The following is a 17,577-nucleotide window of genomic DNA, read 5'->3' on the forward strand; positions in this document are numbered from 1 at the left end:
GAAAGATGCGCTACATACAAGTGTAGCACCGTTCGCTGCGTGTAAATTCTTAAATACGGGCTGGCGGTTTCTCGTCATTATTCACTGTCCTTGACGACACTGCGCCTTATCCTCTCACTCACGGTGACCGGAAAACTAACATACTCTCTATAAGGATGTTAGGATGGTCAATGATTGATAATGACGGTAACAAGCATGTTAGACAATGTTTTAAGAATTGCCACACGCCAAAGTCCCCTTGCGCTTTGGCAGGCACATTATGTCAAAGACGCATTGATGGCAACCCATCCGGGACTGACGGTAGAACTGGTGCCGATGGTCACACGCGGCGACGTGATTCTCGATACTCCCCTGGCGAAAGTGGGCGGTAAGGGACTGTTTGTTAAAGAGCTTGAAATCGCGCTGCTGGAAAAGCGCGCTGATATCGCCGTGCACTCTATGAAAGACGTTCCGGTGGCCTTCCCGGATGGTCTCGGTCTGGTGACCATTTGCGAGCGCGAAGATCCGCGCGACGCGTTTGTCTCGAATAAATATCACAGTCTGGACGATCTGCCCGCGGGTAGTATCGTCGGGACGTCCAGTTTGCGTCGTCAGTGTCAACTGGCGGAGCGCCGTCCGGACCTCATTATCCGTTCGTTGCGCGGCAACGTCGGCACACGTCTCGGCAAGCTGGACAACGGCGACTATGACGCCATTATCCTGGCCGTGGCCGGTCTGAAACGCTTAGGTCTGGAGTCGCGCATTCGCACAGCCTTGCCGCCCGACGTTTCACTTCCTGCCGTAGGCCAGGGCGCCGTCGGGATTGAGTGTCGTCTTGACGACGCGCGAACACAGGCGCTGCTCGCACCGTTGAATCACTCGCAAACCGCGCTGCGCGTAACGGCGGAACGCGCTATGAACACCCGCCTGGAAGGCGGTTGTCAGGTGCCGATTGGCAGCTATGCAGAAATCATCAACGGTGAGATTTGGCTACGCGCGCTGGTTGGCGCGCCGGACGGTTCTGTGATGGTGCGCGGCGAACGTCGTGGTTCTCCCGAGCAGGCGGAGCAAATGGGCATCTCGCTTGCAGAGGAACTGCTGGAAAACGGCGCGCGCGCGATTCTGACGGAAGTTTATAACGGCGAGACGCCCGCATGAGTATTCTGATCACCCGCCCCTCTCCCGCAGGGGAAGCGTTAGTGAGCCGTCTGCGCACACTGGGGCAGGTGGCCTGGAGTTTTCCACTGATTGAATTTGTCGCCGGTCGGGAGCTATCCACCCTGGCCGACCGCCTGGCGACGCTGACGGAAAACGATCTGGTTTTTGCCCTTTCACAGCACGCCGTCGCCTTTGCTCACGCCCAGCTCCAGCGGGATGGCCGAAACTGGCCTGCGTCGCCGCGCTATTTCGCGATTGGCCGCACCACGGCGCTCGCCCTTCATACCGTTAGCGGGTTCGATATTCGTTATCCATTGGATCGGGAAATCAGCGAAGCCTTGCTACAATTACCTGAATTACAAAATATTGCGGGCAAACGCGCGCTGATTTTGCGTGGCAATGGCGGCCGCGAACTGCTGGGCGAAACTCTGACAGCTCGCGGAGCCGAAGTCAGTTTTTGTGAATGTTATCAACGATGTGCGAAACATTACGATGGCGCGGAAGAAGCGATGCGCTGGCATACTCGCGGCGTAACAACGCTTGTTGTTACCAGCGGCGAGATGTTGCAACGGCTCTGGTCGCTGACTCCCGAGTGGTATCGTGAGCACTGGTTACTACGCTGTCGGCTATTGGTCGTCAGTGAACGTCTGGCGCACCTTGCCCGGGAGCTGGGCTGGCAAGATATTAAGGTCGCTGATAACGCCGACAACGATGCGCTGTTGCGCGCATTACAATAACTCTCATAATGGGATGCCATAATGACGGAACAAGAAAAATCCTCCGCCGTGGTTGATGAGACCAGGGAGAGCGTGGAAACCACGCCACAGCCAGTTAATACCGAGAAAAAAAGTAAGAACGGCGCCGCGCTGGTATTAAGCGCGGTGGCGATCGCGATTGCCCTGGCGGCAGGTATTGGGCTTTATGGCTGGGGGAAACAGCAAGCAACCGCGCAAACGGAAACCAGCGATGCGCTGGCGACGCAACTGACCGCCTTGCAAAAGGCGCAGGAGAGCCAAAAAGCGGAGCTGGAAGGGATTATCAAAAAACAAGCGGCGCAGTTAGATGACGCGAATCGCCAACAGGCGGCGCTGGCGAAACAGCTTGATGAAGTACAACAAAAAGTCGCCACTATTTCCGGCAGCGATGCCAAAACCTGGCTGCTGGCGCAGGCTGATTTCCTGGTGAAACTCGCCGGACGCAAGCTGTGGAGCGATCAGGACGTCACTACCGCCGCTGCGCTGCTCAAAAGCGCTGACGCCAGTCTGGCGGACATGAATGACCCCAGCCTGATTACCGCACGACGCGCGATTACTGACGATATCGCCAGCCTGTCATCCGTTGCACAGATCGACTACGACGGCATTATTCTCAAACTCAATCAGCTCTCTAACCAAATCGATAACCTGCGTCTGGCGGATAACGATACCGATGGTTCGCCGATGGATTCAGACAGCAGCGAGCTGTCCAGCTCGCTAAGCGAATGGCGCGTTAACCTGCAAAAAAGCTGGCAGAACTTTATGGACAGCTTTATTACCATTCGCCGCCGCGATGATACCGCCGTACCGCTGTTGGCGCCCAACCAGGACGTCTATTTACGCGAAAATATTCGCTCCCGCCTGTTAGTCGCCGCGCAGGCCGTGCCACGCCATCAGGAAGAAACATACCGTCAGGCGCTGGATAACGTTTCGACCTGGGTTCGCGCTTATTACGATACTGACGACGCCGCGACAAAAGCCTTCCTGGAGGAGGTCGATAAATTAAGCCAGCAAAATATCACGATGGATCTGCCGGAAACCCTGGAAAGCCAGGCGATTCTTGAAAAACTGATGCAAACCCGCGTGCGTAATCTGCTGGCGCAACCGACAGTCTCTACGGCAGCGCCTGCCACGCAGACAGACGCTCCGGCAGCCGCGCCGCAAGGAGAATAATGATGCTAAAAGTATTATTGCTCTTTGTGTTGTTGCTCGCGGGTATCGTAGTCGGCCCGATGATAGCCGGTCACCAGGGCTATGTGTTAATCCAGACCGATAACTACAACATTGAAACCAGCGTCACCGGACTGGCGATCATTCTCATCGTCGCTATGGTGGTGCTATTCGCCATTGAGTGGTTGCTACGCCGTCTGTTTCGTACCGGCGCGCACACCCGCGGTTGGTTTGCCGGCCGTAAACGCCGTCGCGCCCGCAAGCAGACCGAACAAGCGCTGCTGAAACTGGCGGAGGGCGACTATCAGCAGGTTGAAAAGCTGATGTCAAAAAATGCCGACCATGCTGAGCAACCGGTGGTAAATTATCTGCTGGCGGCAGAAGCGGCGCAGCAGCGCGGCGATGAAGCACGCGCTAATCAGCACCTTGAACGTGCGGCAGAGCTGGCGGGGAACGACACCATCCCGGTCGAGATCACGCGCGTGCGCTTACAGCTGGCGCGCAATGAAAATCACGCGGCGCGTCACGGCGTGGACAAACTGCTGGAGGTCACGCCGCGTCACCCGGAAGTTCTGCGTCTGGCGGAGCAGGCCTATATTCGCACCAGCGCATGGAGTTCTTTACTGGATATCATCCCATCCATGGCGAAAGCGCACGTCGGCGATGAAGCGCATCGCGCTATGCTCGAACAACAGGCGTGGATAGGACTCATGGATCAGGCGCGCGCCGAGCAGGGCAGCGAAGGATTGCGCACCTGGTGGAAAAACCAAAGCCGTAAAACCCGCCATCAGGTGGCGCTGCAGGTCGCAATGGCCGAGCATCTGATCGAATGTGACGATCATGATATGGCGCAGCAGATTATCATCGACGGTCTGAAACGCCAGTATGACGATCGGCTGGTGCTGCCCATTCCTCGCCTCAGAACCAATAATCCGGAACAACTGGAGAAAGTGCTGCGCCAGCAAATCAAGACGGTAGGCGATCGCCCGCTGTTATGGAGCACACTCGGCCAGTCGCTAATGAAACACGGTGAATGGCAGGAGGCGACCCTGGCTTTCCGCGCCGCGCTGAAACAACGCCCGGACGCGTATGATTATGCCTGGCTTGCCGATGCGCTTGATCGACTGCATCAACCGGAAGAGGCCGCCGCCATGCGGCGCGATGGCCTGATGCTGACATTACAGAACAATCCCCCGCAGTAATTCCCTCTTGCCCGGTGGCGCTTCGCTTACCGGGCCTACCGCCTACACAAAATCATTCGGGATGCATAAAAAAACGCCTGCCCGGTTAAGGGGCAGGCGTCAAAACAGGTCTGTATGACAACATAAAGGGGTGCTTCACTCAACGTTGTGTCCAGGGTGTTTGATGAGGCGTAAGCGACATCTGTCAGTGGACGATAAGCACCGTAAACGGCTCTGCATCATTCCTGAGTTTATGAGGCCAGAAGGCGAACATAAGAGATGGAATGAGCATCTACCCGTACATTATTGCACATAACGTGCCATCTTTGCACCGCTAAAAAACAGGCGCTGGCGTTAAAAAAACGTAGAGAATTCACGCGATTGTCATCCCCCCGCCGCTGGCGAGGTTTTAGCGTGTCGCCCGGCGGAGACAGAACAGGATGTTTTTTATAAAGTGATTATAAATCAATAGATTATTCGTCACCGAATAGCGACAAATAAAGTCTGGGATATCGCCAATAAACCATAATGGCAACACGTGCGGGATAACTAGTTGAAAATGAACAGAAAACAAAAAACCCCGCCGAAGCGGGGTTCAAAATTGGTCGGCGAGAGAGGATTCGAACCTCCGACCCACTGGTCCCAAACCAGTTGCGCTACCAAGCTGCGCTACTCGCCGATATACTGCTTTTTTGAATTTTTAGTTCAATTCATTGAGTCGTGGTGCGAGGGGGGGGACTTGAACCCCCACGTCCGTAAGGACACTAACACCTGAAGCTAGCGCGTCTACCAATTCCGCCACCTTCGCGTTTCACAACTCTATATTAATGGGGTGGCTAATGGGATTCGAACCCACGACAACTGGAATCACAATCCAGGGCTCTACCAACTGAGCTATAGCCACCACTGAAACTTTTTACGCGGTATTAAACCACCGCAGCTCAAGCACCTAAATAAATGGTACGCCCGACAGGATTCGAACCTGAGACCTCTGCCTCCGGAGGGCAGCGCTCTATCCAGCTGAGCTACGGGCGCTTAGCGCCGTTGCGGGGGTGGATAATACGGACTTCACACCCCGCTGTCCAGTGCCTTTTTAAATAAAATGCGCGTTTGGTTATGCTTTGCGCATTTTGGCGCTTATTCCCCCACCTTGTGGGCGGTTCCGTGACGATTCAGACCGAAAACTTTGTAGACCAGCGTGACGGCCAGCAGGAAGATGACGCCGACAAACAGCGACATGCGCGTATCTTCATTAAAGTACATGCCGATTAAAACGCAAACCAGAAACGCCATCGTCAAATAGTTCGCCCACGGGAACATAATGGAACGAAAAGGATGATCCGCAATCGCTTCTTTATGCGCCCGACGAAAGCGCAGTTGGCTAATCAGAATGACAAACCACGGCACCATCCCCGGCAGTACGCTGGCGCTATAAACGTAAACAAAGACGCGCTGCGGATTGGGGATGATGTAGTTCAGGCAAGAACCTACCAGCAAAATCAAAATAGAGAGCGCCACGCCCGCGACCGGCACGCCGTGGCGAGAGACTTTCGCGACTGCCACCGGCAGTTGACGGTTTTTCGCCAGCGCGTAAAGCATACGCCCACAGCTATACATTCCGCTGTTACAGCCGGAGAGCGCCGCCGTCAGCACGACAAAGTTGATAATGCCAGCTGCGGCGGTGATGCCGATTTTCGCGAAGGTGAGCACAAAGGGACTGCCGTTGCTGCCAATCTCATTCCACGGGAAAATGGTGACGATTACGAAAATCGCGCCAACATAAAAAATCAGGATACGCCACAGCACCTTACCCACCGCGCTACGCAACGTCACCTGCGGATTCTTCGCTTCACCGGCGGTAATACCGATCAACTCAACCCCCTGATAAGAGGCCACCACGATACATAATGCGGTCAGAAAGCCTTTCCAGCCGCCGGCAAAAAAGCCGCCATGCTCGGTCAGATTACCAAAGCCAATCGCCTGGCCGCCGTTACCAAAGCCGAAGAAAATCACCCCCAAACCGATGATGATCATCACAATAATCGTGGTGACTTTGATCATCGCAAACCAGAACTCGATTTCACCATACAGGCGCACCGCAGCCAGATTCGCCAACGCGACCAGTCCGACGGCAATCAGCGCCGGTATCCACTGCGCCATCTCCGGAAACCAGAACTGGACGTAGACCCCAATAGCGGTAATTTCCGAGATTCCGACCGCCATCCACATAAACCAGTATGACCAGGCGGTAAGATAGCCAAAAAAAGGACTCATATACCGGTGGGCGTACACGGCAAAGGAGCCGGTAACAGGTTCCAGAAAGAGCATCTCCCCCATCGAACGCATGATGAAAAAGACGAACAATCCGGCGATGATATACGCCAGCAGCACTGACGGGCCCGCCCATTTCAGCGTACTGGCGGCGCCCATAAAGAGTCCGACGCCGATGGTGCCCCCGAGGGCAATCAATTCAATATGACGAGCTTCCAGCCCACGCTGTAGCTCCGGTTTTTTCTCTGCCATAAATCCTCATGTCGTGTTTGCAACGGTTCCGGTAGTACCGGTTATTGTTATGGGTACATCGATTGTTGCGAATATTTTCTTAAATTTGGACAAATGGCAAATGGAGCATTAAAAAAATGCATTTATTGTGTAATAAATCATCGATTATGTTGTAAATGAGCAGCGCCATAAGCACAATCCGCTGCTCAAGTATCAGAAGGGAGAATTAGAGATCGCCAGTATAGTGCCAGCGAAGGTAGCGCAGCAGACGCATCTGGCGGGTAATACGCCTCGGTTGAGAAAGCAGACGATACAACCACTCCAGTCCCAGGTTCTGCCATATTTTTGGAGCGCGTTTGACGTGACCAGTAAACACATCATAGGTCCCGCCCACCCCCATATATAACGCATGGGGATGCACTTCCCGACAATCGCGCATGAGCAATTCCTGTTTTGGCGATCCCATCGCGACGGTGACAATTTTCGCGCCGCTGGCATGGATACGCGCAAATAGCGCCTGACGCTGCTCCGGCGTAAAGTAACCGTCCTGGCTACCCACAATATTGACGTTCCACTGCGTCCGCAGTTTTGCTTCCGTCTGCGCCAGCACCTCAGGCTTGCCGCCGACAAGAAATACCGGTGTGCCTTCTTTCCCCGCGCGCGCCATTAACGCTTCCCAAAGGTCGGCGCCAGCCACACGAGAAACCTGCGCCTGCGGAAATTTTTTACGTATTGAACGCACCACGCTGATGCCATCGGCATATTTAAATTCCGCCGCCGCTATCAACGCGCGAACTTCCGGATTATCTTCCGCCGTCAGCAGCTTTTCGGCGTTGATCGCCACCAACGTGCCTTGCTTCAGTTGTCCATCGGCAAACAGATAATTCAGCGCATGTGACATGTCGCGCCAGCCAATCAGAGGTAATCCACGCAGCGAGTAAAGGGGCGCAGCGGCATTGTTAGTCATAGTTTTCCTTCCACCTGTGCCTGAGGGAGCGAAGTTGTACGTTTATGAATCAGTCCGGCGCTATCAAATAACCAGAACAGAAGCTTAGCGACCAGCAGGCTGGCGCCAAAAACCACCAGGAAGAAAACCACGCGCGAGACAAACGAATCCAGCCCTTCTCGCGCCAGCACAATCATATTAAAGATGGCGCCAAAGCAGAAACTGTGCAGAATCGCCGCCTTATAGCGATTGGGCTCCCGGTTACCCAGTTCATACAGCCAGTCGAACCATTTGATAATCAGCCCGACGACGATCGCGCCGAGCGGAATAAACAGCGCCCCGCCCATGACCACCAGCGATCCGATAAGCGTTGGCGATATCGCCAGGCCAGAATGGTTGTTCAGGACTTCCCAGGTGAAGTAATTCGCAGAATTCAGCACGATACTGGGTCGTCCCGGCCATAACCAGGTGGGAATAAAGACGTAGAAATCACGCACGATAGGGGCCAGCCCCTGAAAATCGATATTGTGGTAATTTTGCAACAGCAGCGCCAGATTCTCCCACGGCGAAAAGGTATCGCGCGTCAGATAAAGAAACGTATAGAACGCCTCATCGCCGCTCACATTTAATCCGTAGCGTTTGAGCGCCAGCCAGAACATACCGACAATCCCCAGCACGCCCGCCGCTGCCAGCATCCACAGGCTGATCCAGCCCCGAAGAATGCCGATAAACAGGAAGATAGCAAACGCAATAATGATGTTAGCGCGCGTGCCGCCGACAATCATGTAGGTCAACAGACCAAACGCGACGGTGCTCACCAGAAAGAACAGCCACGCTTTGCTGTCCTGGCGCAGGAAATAGACCACCAGCATCGCCGGAATGAAGAAATAGAAGAACCGTTTTAACGCCACGCCGGAGACTTCGCTGGAAAAGATCTGGCTGTAGGAGTGCAGCCGGAACAGCAAAAAGCCGTTATGCATAAAGAAAATCGCCACGCTCACCAGCGCGATGCCCATCAGGATCACCCAGGTAAGGTGGGTTTCCACCCGGTTCATAGTAAATAGCGGCTTACGTGGTACATCCACAACGCGTTTGCGTAAACGCGTTTTATAGGTCACGTAATACACGCCGTAGAAACAGGCGGCGGATAATAGAGCCTGCAATAAGATTTCCGGCGGCGCGACGCCAACGTCGAAACGAAATACCAGCACGCTGGTTAGCGGAAAACCAAAAAAGAAGGTCAACAAAAACAGCAACGAAAAGAAAACGTTGAAGTTAAAACGCACGCGGCGGAATTCAAACCAGGTCAGCGTGGCGATAAACAGCGTAGAGAGCAGCCAGACCACCAGCAGCCCGCTGAATTGCATTAAACTCATTCGGCTTCTCCTGCGGCGATTCTCAACGCATTATGCCACGGTTGCAGGTAGTTGGGGCTAAAGAAGGTGATACCGCTTTTATCTACCGATGCGAGCTGACGCTGCGCCTCGCGCACGACCTGCTCATTAAGATCGTCCGTGGTAAACAGGACGGGCAGATGCTGTTCCGCCATATCCTGCCAGAAAGGATTGTCGCGGTTCAGTACGCACGGGATATCGGCCTGAATTAGCAGACACAACGTCCCGATCCCCTGTTGGCGGGCAAAAATAAAATAACCGAGGTCACACTGGCGCAACAGCGCAAGATAGGCATCAAATTCCATTTTTTCGCTAAGAATTTGTAGATTTTCGGCGCTAAATAGCGCCAGACCGGCCTGACGAACCTCATCAATATAGGCCTGGTTATTGGCCGGATAGCCCATCGGCACCACCACGTTTACCGTGTCGCCAAACTGCTGATACACCGCCCGTAACGCCGCAATATGTTGGTTACTGCGATCGCCGGAGTTCCCTACCAAAATGGTCAATTTCCCCGCACGTTGGCGCTCTTTTGCCATAGCATTCAGGGAAGGGTCCATGCGCGTCGGGAAATAGAGCAACTCGCCGCGTACGCCCGGGTGCTGGCGCGCAAAATAGCTGAGATCGCCGCGCGTCGCGAATACGCCCCCTACTCGTCCCTGCGCGATACGACGAAGCGGGTAGAAAAGGCGGAATTTCAGCCCGTGGGACACTTCGTAGAGATCCGCGCCCCAGATATGCCAGTAAAACTGAGCTGGCTTAATACCGCCGCTTAACAGCGCCAGCCACAGGCTGGTGTTGAACTGACCGTGAAAGAAGAATCTCTGTCGACGATTTGCTTTCGCTTTGGCGATGACCGCCTGCGCCAGCGCTTTCTTACTGCCATAAAAACGAAGCGAGAGCGCCGGGCAGCTTTCCGTGAAGCCGTTATCTTCGCCAGCAACCATAAATTCACGCGCGTGCTCGCTTGTGGCGGCCAGCGTATCATTGAAAAACCGCAACACGGTGTGGTTATGGTGAGGGATATCCGATCCCAGGACGTGAATCAGTACAGTCATGCTCGCCTACGCCAGAGTAAAAATACGCCACAACAAAATGAAAAATAGACAATATAGGTGGCCATATAAGCCTGTGCCGCACCCAGCGCGCCGTGAGCGGGAATCAGCCAGTGAGCGAACGCCGTTAACAGAATGAACTGGCTAATTTCGGCCAGAATGTAAAATCGCAACGACGCTTTGGCAATCACCAGATAACCGAAAACATAGGCGCCGACTTTCAGCACGTCGCCCACTAACTGCCAGGCGAACAGATCGCGCATCGCGGTGAATTTGGCGGAAAAAAGCAGCCAGATAGCAAAATCGCGCAGTAGCCAGACGGTAAAACTCGCCGCCGCGACCGCCGGTAAAACAAATTTCAGCGCTTTTACCACTTCACGCGTAATGTCCTGTTTTTCCGTCAGGCGTGAGAGCGTAGGTAACAGGTAAACGCTGAAGGAGGCGGTGATAAATTGCAGATAGGCATCAGAAATACTGCTCACGCCCTGCCAGATCCCGACATCGCTCCAGCTATAGTGCGCGGCCAGTTGGTTTCGCATCATCACATAGGCGACCGGCATCGTAACGGAGGTAATCAGCGCCATCAGGGTAAATTTACTAAGCTGCCCTGCCAGACCGTTGTCCCAGGAGGGCTTGAGATAGCGTAGCGGGACGGTGCCGCGCTTAATCAGTATCATACCGGCTGGCACTACCACCAGCGCCGGCACCAGCGCCAGGCCAAGCAGAGCGCCTTCATAGCCGCCGACACGGTAGCAGAGATACCAGGCGGCGACGCCCAAAAAGCTGCCGACAATTAACGATAAGGCATTACCCGACGCGTCACGAAAGCCCTTCATTAGCGCCAGCAGCAGGTTCGCCCAGGCGATCCCCATTTGTACCAGCGCAACCAGACGCACCAGCCCTTGATAGTCCGTATGACCGAACAGTCCCTGGCTAATCGGCGCCGCCGCCAGCAGGAAGACCAGCGCCAGCAGCGTAGAGAACCCCAATACCATCGCGGAGGAGGTTCCCACCACGGTACGTAACTGCGCCGGGTTATCATGATGTTGTGCGACAAGTTTGGTAACGCCGTTAAATATCCCCGCGCCAGCCAATACGCCCAGCACGGTGATCATCTGGCGGAAGTTACCCGCTTGTCCGACGCCCGCCGGCCCAAAAGAGACGGCCAGTAGTTTCACCACCAGCAGTCCGGCGCCAATTTTTACCAGCGTACTGACCGCCGTCCACAGGGAGGCTTTAGCAAGCGACATATCAGGAGAAATAATTTAGCAAGGTAGTAATCACCGTTCGTTGATCGACGGGCGCAAGGTTATAAAACAGCGGCAGACGCAACAAACGTTCGCTCTCTTTTGTGGTGTAGACATCGTCCCCGATAAACTCGCCAAATTTATCGCCCGCCGGACAATCATGCAGCGGAATGTAATGGAATACCGCCATGATTTCCGCCTCTTTCAGGAAATTAATCAGCGCGCTGCGATCGGCGATATCCCGCAGTTTGATGTAAAACATGTGGGCATTATGCCCGCAGTTTTCCGGAATAGAAGGCAGCTCGATACGCCCGGCGCGCGCCAGCGGCGTTAACGCATCGTAGTAAGTCTGCCACAGCGACAGACGCTGTTGATTGATACGATCGGCGGCCTCCAGTTGCGCCCACAGGTAGGCAGCCTGCAGATCGGACATCAAATAACTGGAGCCGATATCCCGCCAGGTGTATTTGTCCACCTGACCACGGAAGAACTGGCTGCGGTTGGTGCCTTTTTCGCGGATGATCTCCGCGCGTTCAATCAGCGTACGATCGTTGATCAGCGTCGCGCCGCCTTCGCCGCCAGCGGTGTAATTTTTGGTTTCATGGAAGCTAAAACAGCCGATGTGACCGATCGTTCCTAACGCGCGCCCTTTGTACGTGGACATCACGCCCTGGGCGGCATCCTCGACAACGAACAGATTATACTTATCCGCCAGCGCCATGATGACATCCATTTCACAAGCGACGCCAGCGTAATGTACCGGCACGATAGCGCGGGTTTTATCAGTAATCGCCGCCTCAATCAGCGTTTCGTCAATATTCATCGTATCCGGACGAATATCGACAAACACAATTTTCGCGCCGCGCAGGACAAAAGCGTTAGCGGTGGAGACAAACGTAAAGCTCGGCATGATCACTTCATCGCCGGGCTGAATATCCAACAACAGAGCCGCCATCTCGAGTGATGCGGTACAGGAAGGCGTCAGCAACACCTTCGCGCTGCCGAAATGTTGCTCCAGCCACTGCTGGCAACGGCGCGTAAAGCCGCCGTCGCCGCACAGTTTGCCGCTGCTCATTGCAGACTGCATGTATTCGAGTTCGGTTCCCACCACCGGCGGCGCATTAAAAGGAATCATGTTGTCACCTGTATAACCAGTACGCAGTGCTTTCGATGTTGGCACCGCTTTGTATGTAACGTTTAAGCGCGGCGGTGTTGCCCAACTGGGTCGCCACCCGCAATGTTGCTTTGCCGCGACTCTGCGCCCAACAGATCGCCGCCTGCATAAGTTCCGCTCCCGCGCCGCGTCCGGCCAACAGGCCAATGCGCGCGTCGGTATCATTCAATTCCCGCAGCGAGACGTAACCGCGGATAGCGCCTGTCTCTGTGCGAAGTACCAGGCATTGGTGATCAAACGTGCCGCGTACCGCATTCTCAATCCACTGGGCGTAAAAACGGGCGCTGGCGTCGGGCGCATACCACGGCGCGCGAAAACGACTCTGCGTAAACGCCTCTCCGGCCAACTGACGTAAAGCAGGAATGTCTTTAAGGTGTGCAATTTCCGCGCCATGCTGGTAGCTATGCCCTTTTAACGGCAACGCAAAATCCACTTCGCCTTCAACCAAAGAGAATCCCAGCGATTGCAACGCCGACAGCCAGGCGATGTTTTCAGCCGGCACTTTTACCTGCACGCGTTGCCACGCCTGCAGCGCTTCTGGCGTTAATTCGGGCGCTGAGGCATCGATACGCACAATGCCGCTATTCACGCCAAAGAACGTATTTTCCCAGAGTAACGGTTCAATACTGGCGCGGACGGGCACGGAGCAACTCCAGTAAATATTGGCCATAGCCGGTTTTTTCAAGCTGACTGGCGGCGCGTTTCAAACCATCATCATCCAGCCAGCCGTTGCGCCAGGCAATCTCCTCCAGACAGGCAATTTTGAAGCCCTGGCGCTTTTCCACCGTCTGCACAAAAGTGCTCGCCTCAATCAGACTGTCGTGGGTGCCCGTATCCAGCCAGGCGAAACCGCGGCCCAGCAGTTCAACGGTCAGCTTACCTTCCTCCAGATACATCTGGTTGATAGAAGTGATCTCCAGCTCGCCACGCCCGGACGGTTTCACGCGCTTCGCATACTCGACGACCTTGCTGTCATAGAAATAGAGGCCGGTGACCGCCCAGTTAGATTTAGGCTGTTTCGGCTTTTCTTCCAACGAGAGCGCGCGAAAATCATCGTCAAACTCCACGACGCCAAAGCGTTCCGGGTCCATGACCTGATAGCCAAATACCGTAGCGCCTTCGGTACGCGCCGCGACCTGACGGAGTTTGGGGCTAAAACCCTGACCAAAAAAGATATTGTCGCCCAATACCAGGCATGAGGGTTCACCGTTGAGGAACGTTTCGCCAATGATAAAGGCCTGCGCCAGCCCGTCCGGACTGGGCTGCTCGGCATAATGTAAATCGATACCGAATGCTGCGCCGTCGCCCAACAAACGCTGAAAGTCGCGTTTATCCTCCGGCGTGGTGATGATCAAGATCTCACGAATGCCCGCCAACATTAGCACCGATAACGGATAGTAAATCATCGGTTTGTCGTAGACGGGCAGAAGCTGCTTTGATACGCCGCGCGTAATGGGATGCAACCGGGTACCGGAACCTCCCGCCAGAATGATGCCTTTCATTCGTTTCTCCTCCAGGAGTAAGAACCTGCCGTTTAGCGTTTCAGTCCTAAGCGTTCGCCCTGATAACTGCCATCCTGCACGGGTTTCCACCAGGCCTCATTGGCGAGATACCACTGAACGGTTTTTCGCATCCCGCTTTCGAAGGTTTCCTGCGGCGTCCAGCCCAGCTCGCGGGCGATTTTCGACGCGTCGATGGCATAACGTAAGTCATGGCCGGGTCGATCGTCGACGAAGGTAATCAGATCGTGATAATTCGCCACACCCTGCGGTTTTTGCGGGGCCAGTTCCTCCAGCAGAGCGCAAATCGTCCTGACCACATCCAGATTTTTACGTTCGTTATGACCGCCGATATTATACGTTTCGCCCACCGCGCCGTTCGTCACCACGTGATACAACGCACGGGCATGATCTTCCACATACAGCCAGTCGCGAATTTGCTGGCCGTTGCCATAGACCGGCAATGGTTTACCCGCCAGCGCGTTCAGAATCATCAGCGGGATCAGTTTTTCCGGGAAATGGTAGGGCCCGTAGTTATTAGAGCAGTTGGTGACAACCGTAGGCAAACCGTAGGTACGTAACCAGGCGCGTACCAGATGGTCGCTGCTGGCTTTGGAGGCGGAATAAGGGCTGCTTGGCGCATATGGCGTGGTTTCGGTGAAGAAATCGTCTGCAGTATGCAGATCGCCATACACTTCATCGGTGGAGATATGGTGGAAGCGGAACGCCGCTTTAGCGTCCGCGTCAAGCGCGGACCAGTAAGCGCGAGCGGCTTCCAGCAAGGTGTAAGTACCAACGATATTCGTTTCAATAAACGCCGCGGGGCCGTCGATGGAACGGTCTACATGGCTTTCCGCCGCCAGGTGCATCACGCTATCGGGCTGATACTGCTGGAAAACTCGCTCCAGTGATGCCCGATCGCAGATATCCACCTTCTCAAAGGCGAAACGGTCGCTTTGCGCCACCGACGCCAGAGACATCAGGTTGCCCGCATAGGTGAGTTTATCCACCACCACCACCGCGTCTGCCGTTTCATGGATGATATGCCGCACCACCGCAGATCCGATAAAGCCTGCGCCGCCGGTCACCAGAATCCGTTTCATCAGCGCCAGACTCCTTTAGTATCAACCACATAACGTTGATTAACCGCATCGCCGGGAATCGCTTTAAATTCGTCATGATCGACCAGCATCACCAGCACATCGGCGGCGGCCAGCGCCGCGTCCAGTTTCGCCAGCGTGCAAAGTCCGTCCAATTTTTTCGGCAACTGATGGATATTCGGTTCGACGACCAGGGTTTCGCCGCTGTGCCAGCGGGCGATACTTTGCGCGATCCCCATCGCCGGGCTTTCGCGCAGATCGTCGATATTCGGCTTAAAGGCCAGCCCAAAACAGGCGATTTTCACTTCGCTGGCGCGTTTATCGGTGGCCGCCAGGCAATCTGCGACCGCGGCTTTTACCTGATCGACCACCCAGTGCGGTTTGCCGTCGTTCACTTCACGCGCGGTGCGAATCAGTCTCGCCTGCTGCGGATTTTGCGCCACAATAAACCACGGATCGACCGCAATGCAGTGCCCGCCAACGCCTGGGCCCGGCTGCAAAATATTGACGCGCGGATGGCGGTTCGCCAGGCGGATCAATTCCCAGACGTTAATCCCCTGTTCGGCGCAAATCAGCGACAATTCATTCGCAAAGGCGATATTCACATCACGGAAGCTATTTTCCGTCAGCTTGCACATCTCTGCGGTGCGCGAGTTGGTGACAACGCATTCGCCCTCAAGGAAAATTTTGTACAGCGCGCTGGCGCGAGCCGAACATACTGGCGTCATACCGCCAATCACGCGGTCATTTTTAATGAGTTCCACCATCACCTGACCCGGCAGCACACGCTCCGGACAATAGGCGATATTCACGTCGGTCTGCTCGCCCGCCTGCTGGGGAAAGGTCAGATCCGGGCGCATCCCGGCCAGCCAGCCGGCCATTTGCTCCGTTGCGCCGACCGGCGATGTTGATTCCAGAATCACCAGTGCCCCTTTTTTTAATACCGGCGCAATGGATTTCGCCGCGGCTTCCACATAGGCCATGTCAGGGTCGTGATCGCCTTTGAATGGCGTCGGCACGGCAATCAGGTACGCATCGGCCTCGACAGGTGTCGTCGTCGCACGCAGAAAGCCGCCTTCCACCGCCATCTTCACCACATTGCCCAACGCCGGCTCCACGATGTGAATTTCACCGCGATTTATGGTGTCTACCGCATGTTGGTTGATATCCACGCCGATAACCTGCTTCTGGCGGGAAGCAAAAGCGGCCGCAGTCGGTAATCCGATATACCCCAGCCCAATAACAGAAATGGTCGTAAAACTCATAACGATACCCGATAACTTTTTAACGCCTGTAAAATGCGCGCGCATGATTGCCCGTCACCATAAGGATTATGGGCGCGGCTCATAGTTTGATATTCATTTTCGTCGTGCAGCAGACGCATAACTTCCGCCACAATGCGCCGGGAGTCCGTGCCGATCAGTCTTACCGTACCAGCGGTAATGGCTTCCGGACGCTCTGTGGTTTCACGCATGACCAATACCGGCTTACCTAATGACGGCGCTTCTTCCTGAATACCGCCGGAATCGGTCAGAATGAGCCAGGCGTGATTCATCAGCCAGACAAAAGGTAAGTAGTCCTGCGGCTCAATCAGCACCACGTTTTCAACATGGCCGAGGATACGGTTGACAGGTTCGCTGACGTTGGGATTGAGATGCACCGGATAGACAATTTGCACATTCTGGTTCGCGGCGGCGATTTCCGCCAGCGCCTGGCAGATATGCTCAAAGCCCTGACCAAAGCTTTCACGCCGATGACCGGTCACTAAAATCATCTTCTTATTCGCGTTGAGGAAAGGATACTGCTCGGCCAGTTCAGCCTGTAATGTATCGCTCGTCAGAACGCGATCGCGTACCCAGATCAGCGCGTCGATAACGGTATTGCCAGTGACAAAAATGCGCTCATCCGGAATGTTCTCCCGCAACAGATTCTGCCGCGAGTTTTCCGTCGGCGCAAAGTGGTACATCGCCAGATGTCCGGTCAGCGTGCGGTTTGCCTCTTCCGGCCAGGGGGAATAGAGATCGCCGGTTCGCAACCCGGCTTCTACGTGCCCTACCGGAATTCGTTGATAGAAAGCCGCCAGGCTGGTAGCAATCGTAGTGGTGGTATCGCCATGAACCAGCACCACATCAGGTTTAAAATCTGCCAGGATCGGCTTTAATCCCTCCAGAATTCGGCAGGTAATTTCCGTCAACCCCTGTCCCGGCTGCATAATGTTGAGATCGTAATCAGGCACAATAGAAAAAAGAGTTAATACCTGATCAAGCATCTCCCGATGCTGCGCAGTAACGCATACTTTGGCCTCGAAATGAGGATCTTTTTCCAGCGCATGGACCAGAGGCGCCATCTTAATGGCCTCCGGTCGTGTACCAAATACAGTCAGTACTTTCACATCGATTCTCTTCGAATAGACAGCA

Annotated in this window: 15 protein-coding genes and 4 tRNA genes; 4 read left to right on the forward strand and 15 right to left on the reverse strand. The window is 54.8% G+C overall.

Annotation, left to right across the window (positions count from 1 at the left end; genetic code table 11):
- The first annotated feature begins 195 nt into the window (after positions 1-195).
- Genes hemC through hemY form a run of 4 tightly spaced genes read left to right on the forward strand, consistent with a single transcriptional unit; the run spans position 196 to position 4,264 of the window.
- Positions 196-1,137 carry a hydroxymethylbilane synthase gene (gene hemC, locus J4614_RS20525; protein ID WP_001521319.1) on the forward strand — a complete coding sequence of 314 codons (942 nt, stop codon included), beginning with the start codon at positions 196-198 and terminating at the stop codon, positions 1,135-1,137.
- Positions 1,134-1,874, forward strand: coding sequence for a uroporphyrinogen-III synthase (gene hemD, locus J4614_RS20530; protein WP_094897851.1), 741 nt, complete (start codon positions 1,134-1,136; stop codon positions 1,872-1,874). Before hemC ends, hemD begins: the two co-directional genes overlap by 4 nt.
- A 21-nt stretch (positions 1,875-1,895) precedes the next feature.
- Entirely contained in the window at positions 1,896-3,065 is a 1,170-nt protein-coding gene (hemX, locus tag J4614_RS20535) for a uroporphyrinogen-III C-methyltransferase (RefSeq protein WP_000138960.1), read from the forward strand.
- A 2-nt stretch (positions 3,066-3,067) separates the two neighbouring features.
- Positions 3,068-4,264: a protoheme IX biogenesis protein HemY gene (hemY, locus tag J4614_RS20540; protein WP_001546072.1), complete on the forward strand. Its 1,197-nt coding sequence runs from the start codon at positions 3,068-3,070 to the stop codon at positions 4,262-4,264.
- A gap of 581 nt (positions 4,265-4,845) precedes the next feature.
- Here hemY and J4614_RS20545 read toward each other — a convergent pair.
- The 15 genes from J4614_RS20545 to wecB all read right to left on the reverse strand — a co-directional run bounded on the left by J4614_RS20545 (position 4,846) and on the right by wecB (position 17,552).
- Positions 4,846-4,922, reverse strand: a tRNA-Pro gene (locus tag J4614_RS20545).
- A gap of 42 nt (positions 4,923-4,964) precedes the next feature.
- Positions 4,965-5,051, reverse strand: a tRNA-Leu gene (locus J4614_RS20550).
- Between the two features lie 20 nt (positions 5,052-5,071).
- Positions 5,072-5,147 (reverse strand) — tRNA-His (locus J4614_RS20555).
- Between the two features lie 54 nt (positions 5,148-5,201).
- Positions 5,202-5,278 (reverse strand) — tRNA-Arg (locus J4614_RS20560).
- A gap of 102 nt (positions 5,279-5,380) precedes the next feature.
- Positions 5,381-6,766, reverse strand: coding sequence for an amino acid permease (locus tag J4614_RS20565; RefSeq protein ID WP_208293302.1), 1,386 nt, complete (start codon positions 6,764-6,766; stop codon positions 5,381-5,383).
- 205 nt (positions 6,767-6,971) lie between these two features.
- Positions 6,972-7,712, reverse strand: coding sequence for a lipopolysaccharide N-acetylmannosaminouronosyltransferase (gene wecG, locus J4614_RS20570; RefSeq protein ID WP_000183621.1), 741 nt, complete (start codon positions 7,710-7,712; stop codon positions 6,972-6,974).
- On the reverse strand, positions 7,709-9,067 hold the full coding sequence (gene wzyE, locus J4614_RS20575) for an ECA oligosaccharide polymerase (RefSeq protein ID WP_208293303.1): 1,359 nt from the start codon (positions 9,065-9,067) through the stop codon (positions 7,709-7,711). Before wzyE ends, wecG begins: the two co-directional genes overlap by 4 nt.
- Positions 9,064-10,143, reverse strand: a complete 1,080-nt coding sequence (locus tag J4614_RS20580) for a TDP-N-acetylfucosamine:lipid II N-acetylfucosaminyltransferase (protein WP_023205635.1) — start codon at positions 10,141-10,143, stop codon at positions 9,064-9,066. Before J4614_RS20580 ends, wzyE begins: the two co-directional genes overlap by 4 nt.
- Entirely contained in the window at positions 10,140-11,390 is a 1,251-nt protein-coding gene (wzxE, locus tag J4614_RS20585) for a lipid III flippase WzxE (RefSeq protein WP_000050296.1), read from the reverse strand. Before wzxE ends, J4614_RS20580 begins: the two co-directional genes overlap by 4 nt.
- A 1-nt stretch (position 11,391) precedes the next feature.
- Positions 11,392-12,522, reverse strand: coding sequence for a dTDP-4-amino-4,6-dideoxygalactose transaminase (rffA, locus tag J4614_RS20590; protein ID WP_000612080.1), 1,131 nt, complete (start codon positions 12,520-12,522; stop codon positions 11,392-11,394).
- A gap of 4 nt (positions 12,523-12,526) precedes the next feature.
- Positions 12,527-13,204 (reverse strand): dTDP-4-amino-4,6-dideoxy-D-galactose acyltransferase, encoded by a 678-nt coding sequence (gene rffC / locus J4614_RS20595; protein ID WP_069721532.1) that lies wholly within the window; start codon positions 13,202-13,204, stop codon positions 12,527-12,529.
- The gene (gene rfbA, locus J4614_RS20600) at positions 13,182-14,063 is read right to left on the reverse strand and encodes a glucose-1-phosphate thymidylyltransferase RfbA (protein WP_000676077.1); all 882 of its coding nucleotides are present in this window, start codon (positions 14,061-14,063) and stop codon (positions 13,182-13,184) included. Before rfbA ends, rffC begins: the two co-directional genes overlap by 23 nt.
- Before the next feature lie 32 nt (positions 14,064-14,095).
- The gene (rffG, locus tag J4614_RS20605; protein ID WP_058214951.1) at positions 14,096-15,163 is read right to left on the reverse strand and encodes a dTDP-glucose 4,6-dehydratase; all 1,068 of its coding nucleotides are present in this window, start codon (positions 15,161-15,163) and stop codon (positions 14,096-14,098) included.
- Positions 15,163-16,425 (reverse strand): UDP-N-acetyl-D-mannosamine dehydrogenase, encoded by a 1,263-nt coding sequence (gene wecC / locus J4614_RS20610; RefSeq protein WP_023137102.1) that lies wholly within the window; start codon positions 16,423-16,425, stop codon positions 15,163-15,165. Before wecC ends, rffG begins: the two co-directional genes overlap by 1 nt.
- The gene (wecB, locus tag J4614_RS20615) at positions 16,422-17,552 is read right to left on the reverse strand and encodes a UDP-N-acetylglucosamine 2-epimerase (non-hydrolyzing) (protein ID WP_000866685.1); all 1,131 of its coding nucleotides are present in this window, start codon (positions 17,550-17,552) and stop codon (positions 16,422-16,424) included. Before wecB ends, wecC begins: the two co-directional genes overlap by 4 nt.
- Positions 17,553-17,577: the final 25 nt, after the last annotated feature.

The sequence above is a fragment of the Salmonella sp. 32031103-2018-00083-FB-01-SM-01 genome (assembly GCF_017571995.1).
GTDB classification, from domain to species: domain Bacteria; phylum Pseudomonadota; class Gammaproteobacteria; order Enterobacterales; family Enterobacteriaceae; genus Salmonella; species Salmonella enterica.